8 protein-coding genes are annotated in these 5,914 nt (G+C 52.7%); 6 read left to right on the plus strand and 2 right to left on the minus strand.

Features of this window, described 5'->3' with window-relative positions; translation table 11 throughout:
• Positions 1 to 388: hypothetical protein (locus CW742_RS05730; RefSeq protein WP_292417718.1), on the plus strand; the 388-nt coding region annotated here is incomplete at its 5' end.
• A gap of 113 nt (positions 389 to 501) precedes the next feature.
• Here CW742_RS05730 and CW742_RS05735 read toward each other — a convergent pair.
• Positions 502 to 1,299, minus strand: a complete 798-nt coding sequence (locus tag CW742_RS05735) for an SDR family NAD(P)-dependent oxidoreductase (RefSeq protein WP_292417720.1) — start codon at positions 1,297 to 1,299, stop codon at positions 502 to 504.
• On the minus strand, positions 1,296 to 2,120 hold the full coding sequence (locus CW742_RS05740) for a sugar phosphate isomerase/epimerase (RefSeq protein ID WP_292417723.1): 825 nt from the start codon (positions 2,118 to 2,120) through the stop codon (positions 1,296 to 1,298). Before CW742_RS05740 ends, CW742_RS05735 begins: the two co-directional genes overlap by 4 nt.
• Before the next feature lie 195 nt (positions 2,121 to 2,315).
• Here CW742_RS05740 and CW742_RS05745 point away from each other — a divergent pair, with 195 nt between their 5' ends.
• The 5 genes from CW742_RS05745 to CW742_RS05765 form a co-directional block, all read left to right on the plus strand.
• A complete protein-coding gene (locus tag CW742_RS05745; protein ID WP_292417726.1) occupies positions 2,316 to 2,969 on the plus strand; it encodes an HAD family hydrolase in 654 nt (217 codons plus the stop codon).
• The gene (locus tag CW742_RS05750; RefSeq protein WP_292417729.1) at positions 2,963 to 3,631 is read left to right on the plus strand and encodes a cyclase family protein; all 669 of its coding nucleotides are present in this window, start codon (positions 2,963 to 2,965) and stop codon (positions 3,629 to 3,631) included. Before CW742_RS05745 ends, CW742_RS05750 begins: the two co-directional genes overlap by 7 nt.
• A 223-nt stretch (positions 3,632 to 3,854) precedes the next feature.
• On the plus strand, positions 3,855 to 4,844 hold the full coding sequence (locus CW742_RS05755; protein WP_292417732.1) for an SDR family NAD(P)-dependent oxidoreductase: 990 nt from the start codon (positions 3,855 to 3,857) through the stop codon (positions 4,842 to 4,844).
• 9 nt (positions 4,845 to 4,853) lie between these two features.
• Positions 4,854 to 5,558 carry a sugar phosphate nucleotidyltransferase gene (locus CW742_RS05760; protein ID WP_292417734.1) on the plus strand — a complete coding sequence of 235 codons (705 nt, stop codon included), beginning with the start codon at positions 4,854 to 4,856 and terminating at the stop codon, positions 5,556 to 5,558.
• The coding region (locus CW742_RS05765; protein WP_292417737.1) for an NAD(P)-dependent oxidoreductase at positions 5,555 to 5,914 on the plus strand (360 nt) is incomplete at its 3' end. The genes CW742_RS05760 and CW742_RS05765, both read left to right, overlap by 4 nt.

Genomic DNA, 5,914 nt, shown 5'->3' on the forward strand with positions numbered 1-5,914 from the left:
GTATATAGAAGTTCCCAACCGGCATGTTGCGATGAACGATTACCTGCCCGAACCCAACCGGCATCGGTTCAGCACATTTTTCTGGCACAAGGCCCATTATTTTTATTTCACTAGGGAAACTCTCCAGAAGATCCTCTCAAACGCCGGGTTCATCTGCGAGTTTGCATGCCGGCATGAGTATACCTTCATCAACTTCCTGAACTGGTATTTCTGTGGCACTCCCCAGAAAGCCTTTGTTGATGCAACCATCCGTTCGAACCTTTACAATGGAGCCAGCCCGTTCGAAAAGCAGATGAATGGTATCATAACCGATGTCGAGAAGCAGTTCCATGAGCTGCTTGCGGAAACCTATACCGGGGACACTATCTGTTGTTTTGCAAGAAAATGATCGTGTGAAACGCTTCCCGGTTTACCTTACGGTATCAGGAATTATTTTTTAATATTACTCCGTATCTCGTGCAGAATCCCGGATTTCCCCCACCCCTGCAAGGAAAAAAGAGATTACAGCCAGTCCCCGCCACTTATGGAGATGGTATCGCCTGTTATGTAACCGGCGTTTCTTGAGAGAAGGAAGAGAACCAGATCTGCCACTTCGGCAGGAGTGCCTGCCCGTTTCATGGGAACCAGATCGATACGTTTTTTGAGATCCTCTTCCGTCTTGAACTGCCACCGCTCATGGAAACCGGATGCAATAAACCCAGGTCGTATCCCATTCACCGTGATATTGCATTTCGCACCCTCCCGAGCAAACCCCTTGACAAGGCATTCGATTCCCAGTTTTCCCGTTGCATAGGGAAGGGAGAAAGGACTTCCCCCATGGAGAGAGGACTCCGTGCTGAACAGGATGATCCGCCCGTGGTTATTCTGCTTCATGTAGCCAAATGCTTTGCGGGAGATGAAAAATGGGGCGCTCAGGTTCAGAGCCAGATCTGAATTCCAGTCATTGTAAGACAACTCCGACCAGTGACAGGGGTTCGCTATACCGCCGCATAACACAACAAGATTGTCTATCCCGCCGGCCCAGGATACGTAATCCTCGACCAGCTTATCGCAATATTTCGGGTCTCGGACATCGCCACAGAAGATCCTGAAATTCTCTTGTGCAATAGAACCACTCTCTGATAAATCCATGAATTTTTTTGTGTAATTCCAGCAATGAACTCCCAGTTTTGCACGGTCAACAGATAGCCCGGGAAGCAACGCCATTCCGATCCCACCGCTCGCACCAACAACCAGCGTTCGGGGGCGAATATCCCATTTTATATCTGTATCCTGCGCACACGACTTGTTTTTTTTCATATTTTTCCTCCAAAATAGACTTTTTTGACAAAATCAATGCTTGCCGTTAGATTCTCCAGCGGATCCCCATAAGGAAGGGTTTTTTGTTCAATCGAGATGTATTTCCCGTAACCATACCGTTCAAGACATCTGGCTACGAGCGCGTGATTAACCGTGCCGGAACTCCCTACAACAGTAAGACCGGGATCGTTCACGTGAACATGCATCAGCCCCGGAAGCGACATGGCTATCGAATCCTCGACATTTTCCCTGCTGTCAAAGAGGGATTTCACATCGAGCTGAAGACCGAAGCCCGGGTGGTTAACATCCTCAACAAGCCGGCGTGCTTCGGAAGAGGATGCAATAAAATCCGTCTCTGACGGGCCAAGGGGCTCGATGCAGATACAAACGCCCCGGTCATACGCCACGGGTGCAAGCCGCGAGAAGAAGGCCGTGGCCCTGGTGAACGCTGATTCCGGGGAGAGGGAACCACGGTGCCGGTTCACCGGTGAACCGAATACCATGGTTTTTCCACCGAGTTCCCCGCAGATTCCGATAAGTTTTTCCAAGTAGTGGAGGGTCCGTTTGGTAACCTCCGACGATCTGAACAGGCCGATATCCGTGAACGGGTAGAACAGAGAATGCAGGCCAACCACTTCGAGATCATAAGTCTCGATCGAAGACCTGACGTTCTCGATGTCACCCTTTTCTGCGGAAAACGGGTCGGGCCAGAACTTTGTCGGCGCTAGTTCAAGCCCTGTAACGCCCATCTTTCGGAGATGGCGAAGGATCTCAACGGTCCGTTCCTGAGGCCACCCAATATTCGATACTGCCAGTTTCATAACGCCTAATCAAATCGTAATTCCGGGGGTTGAATTGCCGGAAAACACCGCTTATAAGTAAAGGTATGGCTCCCTGAATTAATGTGTTTACCGAAATCATTCATCTATATTCAATTAAGGGATCTCCCATTCTAAATATATTAGTGTCAGGTAACGCAACATATCGGTAATAAACCGGGAAATGGGGTTCTAAACGTGGTTTCTGCAATCATCCTCGACTTCGATGGCGTCATTCTCGAATCCGTCTCCGTGAAGACCGAAGCGTTCCGCGCTCTCTTCTCGTTCTCTCCCGATCATATGGACGAGATCGTACAGTTTCACATTGAGAACGGGGGGATGTCCCGGTTCGACAAGGTCCGGCACATCTATACAGAAATCCTCAAAGAGAGTCTCCCGCAGGAAAAATTCGGGGCATTGTCGCGCAGGTTCTCGGAACTGGTCGAGGATGCCGTTGCCCGTGCCCCGTTCGTCGACGGGACGCCGGAGTTTCTGGCATATGCATCGGAACAGTTCCCGTTATACATTGTTTCAGCAACCCCGGAGGACGAGCTGAAACGGATAGTTATCCAGAGGGATATTAACCGGTTTTTCCGGGAGATTTGCGGCTCTCCTGTAAAAAAGAAGGATCACATCACTCGAATCATGGCGGAGAACCGGCTTGATTCCTCCAGCGTCCTCTTTGTCGGGGACGCTATAAACGACTGGGAGGCGGCACGGCAGTGTGGCATCCGGTTCATAGGCCGCACCATGCCCGGCGATCCCGACCGGTTCTTAAACCTTCCGGGTGTTGAGAAGAAGATTGCCAACTTGAGAGATCTGAAGGAGTACCTGGAGACTCTCCCATGCTGAAGCGGATCTCCTATCCCCTCACGCCCCAATCACCGTTATACCCAGGGACGCCGGAAATAACCCGTGCCGAAGGAAAATCGATCGGGAGAGGGGATAGCGCGAATACCTCAATTTTAACGCTTTCAAGCCATGCCGGCTCACACATCGATGCCCCCCTTCACTTCTGCACCGAAGGACGGACTACCCGCGAAATACTCAAAGACCGGTTGACCATATCCCCGGTGTACTGCATCGATCTTCCCGTAAAACCGGCCACCGGGATCCGGATCCGCGATCTCGAACCGTACACCCGGCAGATCGCGGGCACAAAGGGCCTCCTGATCCGGACGGGAATGCACCGGCTCCGTGCTTCAGATCTTGGCCGGTACTGTAACGACCATCCCTGGATCCATCCGGAAGTACCAGCATTTCTGCGGACTACCTGTCCTTCGCTCATCCTTCTCGGTATCGATACCATTTCCATATCAAATCCTCAATTCAGGAGCGAGGGCAGACAATGCCACCGGGCCTTTCTGTGCCATGACAATCCTATCCTTCTTGCCGAAGATCTCGATCTCTCCGATTCGGAACTTTCCGACGTCGGTTTCTCTGTTTTAATCTATCCGTGGATAGTTGACGATTTGGACGGTGTACCTATCCTGGCATTTGCGGAAATTCCCTGATTCATAGAGTGGTAAAAAGGGCCCCTTCACGGGTCTCCCACTTCCATTAACGCCGCTCACGTTCTTGAGGGATCTGTCAAACACAGAATAAACCCGGATCAAGCACCATCTCATCAATGGTGACAATCGGGTTGCGATATCACGGCGCCCAATCTGTAGATTCTCTCTGGCATACAGAGAAACCTTATCAGTGACACACAAAAACATATAGTCAGGATATACCATGAAATGGAAAGGAAGACGGGTGCTCGTAACCGGTGCCGGGGGTTTTATCGGGAGCCACCTGGTGGACGAGCTGCTCGCTCGGGGAGCGGATGTCACGGCATTCGTCCATTACAATGCCCGTAACGACTGGGGCATGCTCGAGGGGAGATATACCCTGGAAACGGAGAACCTTTCTGTCATCTCGGGCGACGTGACGGATTCGCTTTTCGTGAAGAAAGCGGTTGCCGGTAAAGAATATGTTTTCCATCTCGCCGCTCTCATCGGGATCCCCTATTCGTACGTGGCACCGGAGTCTTACATCAACACCAATATTAAAGGGACGTTAAATATCATGCAGGCTTGTCTTGACGAAGGAGTTCGCCGGGTTGTCCATACCTCCACAAGCGAAGTGTACGGCACGGCACAGTACACACCCATCGATGAAGCCCACCCGCTCCAGGGCCAGTCCCCCTACTCGGCCAGCAAGATCGGGGCTGACAAGATTGCAGAATCGTTCTTCTGTTCGTTTGCCCTCCCGGTCACGACCATCCGTCCGTTCAACACGTTCGGACCTCGGCAGTCCACCCGGGCGGTCATTCCCACCATCATCACCCAAGCCCTCACCTCCAACACGGTGAAGCTAGGCTCCCTCACACCTATCAGGGATCTCACGTTCGTCAGGGATACGGCACACGGGTTCATCAAACTTGCCGAGAGCAAGAAGACCCTCGGCACCACGGTGAACACGGGATCCGGCCGCGGCGTCACCATCGGCGAACTTGCCGATATCATCATCCGGCAGGTGAATCCTGATGCGAAGATCATCTGCGAAGAGCAGCGGGTCCGGCCGGAGAAAAGCGAGGTCATGGAACTCATCTGTGACAACCGGAAGGCAAAAGAGCTGGCCGGCTGGAAGCCAGAGTACACGCTCGAAGAGGGGCTCTCGCTGACGGTTGAGTGGATGAAAGAGCACATCGCCGCGTATAAGCCCGGCCTCTATACGGTATAGGAGCGGATCATGCAGGCTGTTATTTTAGCGGGGGGTAAGGGACGCCGCCTCCTGCCGTACACCACGGTCCTCCCCAAACCCCTTATGCCGATCGGCGATTATCCTATCATCGAAGTGATTCTCAAGCAGCTCAAACACAGCGGCTTTACCCGTATCTCCATCTGCACGGGATATCTCCACGAGCTGATCCACGCATATCTCGACTCGAACCGGAACCTCGATATCAAACTCGATTACACGCATGAGCAGGAGCCACTGGGAACGATCGGGCCCCTGTGCCTGATTCCGGACCTTGACGACACGTTCCTTGTCATGAACGGGGATATCCTGACTGACATTGATTACCGGAAGCTGGTTGAGACACACAACAAGAGCGGCGCGATCGCAACGGTCGCCACCTACCAGCGGGATGTGAACATCGATTTCGGTGTGCTCGAGCGGAACGAGACCAACAGGATCACCGCATTCCGCGAGAAACCAACCTTCCACTTCGATGTCAGCATGGGCATCTATGTCTTCTCGAAGAGAATTCTTGAGTACGTCCCCTCGGGCACCCCATTCGGGTTCGACCAGCTCATGTATACCCTGATCGACAAAGGTGAGGCCGTGAACAGTTTCCCCTTTTCGGGCTACTGGCTCGACATCGGGCGGCCCGACGACTATGCCCGCTCGATCGAGGAGTTTGAAAGACTGAAAGACCGATTCCTTCCATGAGAGTCCTTATTACCGGAGCTTCCGGATTCACCGGCCGCGTTATGGTCCGGTATCTCACCTCCAGAAGTAATGTCGAGATCGCGTGCCTTGCAAGGACCGAAAATCCAGGACTCTTCCATTCGGCTCGTATCTCATGGTTTTTTGCTGATCTTCTGGACCGTGATGCACTCGTTTCCGCAGTTTCATCAGCTGAGCCCGATGCCGTACTACACCTCGCAGGGCTGACCCGCGGAACATTGCCCCTGTTACAGGCCGCAAACATTAAGGGAACTAAAAACCTTCTTGATGCGGCCCTCGGCAGCGATCCCTCCTGCCCGGTCGTTGTCGTCAGCTCCTCGGCAGTGTACGGATACGCG

Origin of the sequence: Methanoregula sp. (genome assembly GCF_002835825.1) — an archaeon.
Taxonomy (GTDB): Archaea; Halobacteriota; Methanomicrobia; order Methanomicrobiales; family Methanospirillaceae; genus Methanoregula.